The organism is Nonomuraea longispora (assembly GCF_004348345.1).
Lineage (GTDB): Bacteria > Actinomycetota > Actinomycetes > Streptosporangiales > Streptosporangiaceae > Nonomuraea > Nonomuraea longispora.
This window is the reverse complement of record NZ_SMJZ01000374.1, coordinates 1-3,354: the sequence shown is the minus strand read 5'-3', so window position 1 is coordinate 3,354 and position 3,354 is coordinate 1. Positions and strand designations below refer to the sequence as shown.

Genomic DNA, 3,354 nt, shown 5'->3' with positions numbered 1-3,354 from the left:
ACGCTGCTCGGCTCACGCCGGGACAGGTCGATACCGAGCTCCTCCGCGGCGCGGAAGACGTCCTCGTCGGTGTCACGCATCTCGATGGACATGCCGTCGCTGGAGAGCACCTCGACGTTGAGGCACAGCGACTGCATCTCCTTGATGAGCACCTTGAAGGACTCGGGGATGCCCGGCTCGGGGATGTTCTCGCCCTTGACGATCGCCTCGTAGACCTTCACGCGGCCCAGGACGTCGTCGGACTTGATGGTCAGCAGCTCCTGCAGCGCGTACGCCGCGCCGTAGGCCTCCAGCGCCCACACCTCCATCTCACCGAAACGCTGGCCGCCGAACTGGGCCTTACCGCCCAGCGGCTGCTGCGTGATCATGGAGTAGGGGCCGGTCGAACGCGCGTGAATCTTGTCGTCGACCAGGTGGAGCAGCTTGAGGATGTAGATGTATCCGACCGAGATCGGGTAGGGGAACGGCTCGCCGCTGCGCCCGTCGAACAGCCGGGCCTTGCCGCTCGGCTGCACCATCCGGTCACCGTCGCGGTTGGCGACGGTGCTCTGCAGCAGACCGACGATCTCCTGCTCGTGGGCGCCGTCGAAGACCGGGGTGGCCATGTTGGTGCGCGGGGCGACCTTCTCGAAACCCTTCTCGCGCAGCCGGTCGGCCCAGGCCTCCTGGATGCCGGAGATGTCCCAGCCCCTGGCGGCGATCCACCCCAGATGGGTCTCCAGCACCTGGCCGACGTTCATCCGGCCGGGCACGCCCAGCGGGTTGAGAATGATGTCGACCGGAGTGCCGTCCTCCAGGAACGGCATGTCCTCGACCGGAAGGATCTTGGAGATGACACCCTTGTTGCCGTGCCGGCCGGCCAGCTTGTCACCGTCGGTGATCTTACGCTTCTGCGCCACATAGACGCGCACCAGCTCGTTGACCCCCGGCGGCAGCTCGTCGCCCTCCTCACGGCTGAACACCCGCACGCCGATGACCTTGCCCTGCTCACCGTGCGGCACCTTCAGCGAGGTGTCACGGACCTCACGCGCCTTCTCACCGAAGATCGCACGCAGCAGCCGCTCCTCAGGCGTCAGCTCGGTCTCGCCCTTCGGGGTGACCTTGCCGACCAGGATGTCGCCGGGAACGACCTCGGCGCCGATGCGGATGATGCCGCGCTCGTCGAGGTCGGCCAGGACCTCCTCAGAGACGTTGGGAATGTCACGCGTGATCTCTTCGGGACCCAGCTTGGTGTCACGGGCGTCGACCTCGTGCTCCTCGATGTGGATCGAGGACAGCACGTCGTCCTGCACCAGCCGCTGCGACAGGATGATCGCGTCTTCGTAGTTGTGGCCCTCCCACGGCATGAACGCCACCAGGAGGTTCTTGCCGAGCGCCATCTCACCCTGGTCGGTGCACGGCCCGTCGGCGATCACCTGGTTGACCTCGACCCGGTCGCCCTCGGCGACGATGGGCTTCTGGTTGAACGAGGTGCCCATGTTGGAGCGCTTGAACTTCGCCACACGGTATGTCGTCTGCGTGCCGTCGTCGTTCGCGACCGTGACGTAGTCGGCCGAGATCTCCTCGACGACCCCCGCCTTCTCGGCGGTGACCATGTCACCCGTGTCGGTCGCGGCACGGTATTCCATGCCCGTGCCGACCAGCGGCGCCTCGCTCTTGAGCAGCGGCACCGACTGCCGCATCATGTTGGAGCCCATGAGCGCGCGGTTGGCGTCGTCGTGCTCGAGGAAGGGGATCATCGCCGTGGCCACCGACACCATCTGGCGCGGCGACACGTCGATGTAGTCGACTTCCTCGGCACGGGCCAGCTCGGTCTCGCCGCCCTTGGTGCGGACGAGGACCCGGGACTCGGCGAACGTGCCGTCGGGGTTGAGCACGGTGTTGGCCTGCGCCTTGACGAAACGGTCTTCCTCGTCGGCGGTCAGGTAGTCGATCTGGTCGGTGACCCTGCCGTCGACGACCTTGCGGTAGGGCGTCTCCACGAAGCCGAAGGCGTTGAGCCGGGCGTAGGAGGCCAGCGACCCGATCAGGCCGATGTTGGGACCTTCAGGGGTCTCGATCGGGCACATCCGGCCGTAGTGGGACGGGTGCACGTCACGGACCTCGAAGCCGGCCCGCTCACGCGACAGACCACCGGGGCCCAGCGCGTTCAGACGGCGCTTGTGCGTCAGCCCGGCCAGCGGGTTGATCTGGTCCATGAACTGCGACAGCTGGGAGGTGCCGAAGAACTCCTTGATCGACGCCACCACCGGGCGGATGTTGATCAGGGTCTGCGGCGTGATCGCCTCGACGTCCTGAGTCGTCATCCGCTCGCGCACGACGCGCTCCATGCGGGCCAGGCCCAGGCGCACCTGGTTCTGGATGAGCTCGCCGACGCTGCGCAGGCGGCGGTTGCCGAAGTGGTCGATGTCGTCGACCTCGACGACGGTCTCCCCGTTGGCGCCCGGCATCATGTCCTCGCCGGCGTGCAACCTGACCAGATAGTCGATCGTGGCGACGATGTCGTCCTCGGTCAGCGTGTTCCGGGTGATCTCGGCGTCGATCCCGAGCTTCTTGTTGATCTTGTAGCGGCCCACCTTGGCCAGGTCGTACCGCTTGGGGTTGAAGTAGAGGTTCTCCAGCAGGGTCTGCGCCGACTCCTTGGTCGGCGGCTCACCCGGCCGCAGCTTGCGGTAGATGTCGAGCAGGGCGTCATCCTGGCCGGCCGTGTGGTCCTTCTCCAGGGTGGCCCGCATCGACTCGTACCGGCCGAAACGCTCGAGGATCTTCTCGCTGGTCCACCCCAGTGCCTTGAGAAGCACGGTGACGGCCTGCTTGCGCTTGCGGTCGATGCGCACACCGACGCTGTCGCGCTTGTCGATCTCGAACTCCAGCCAGGCACCCCGGGACGGGATGACCTTGCAGCCGTAGAGATCCTTGTCGGACGTCTTGTCGACGTTGCGTTCGAAATAGACGCCGGGCGAACGGACCAGCTGGGAGACCACGACACGCTCGGTGCCGTTGATGATGAAGGTGCCCTTCGGCGTCATGAGCGGGAAGTCGCCCATGAACACCGTCTGGCTCTTGATCTCACCGGTGGTGTTATTGATGAACTCCGCCGTCACGAACATCGGGGCGGAGAAGGTCATGTCCTTGTCTTTGCACTCGTCTACGGAGTACTTCGGCGGCTCGAACCGGTGGTCGCGGAACGACAAGGACATGGTCCCCGAGAAGTCCTCGATCGGACTGATCTCTTCGAAGATCTCTTCGAGACCCGACTGGGTCGGGACGTCCCTGCGCCCGGCCTGGCGAGCCGCCTCTACCCGGGCCTTCCACTTCTCGTTGCCGAGCAGCCAATCGAACGACTCGGTCTGC

Annotated in this window: 1 protein-coding gene; it reads right to left on the bottom strand. The window is 65.8% G+C overall.

What is annotated here, in order from left to right:
* The coding region (gene rpoB, locus E1267_RS43110) for a DNA-directed RNA polymerase subunit beta (RefSeq protein WP_132342010.1) at window positions 1–3,354 on the bottom strand (3,354 nt) is incomplete at both ends.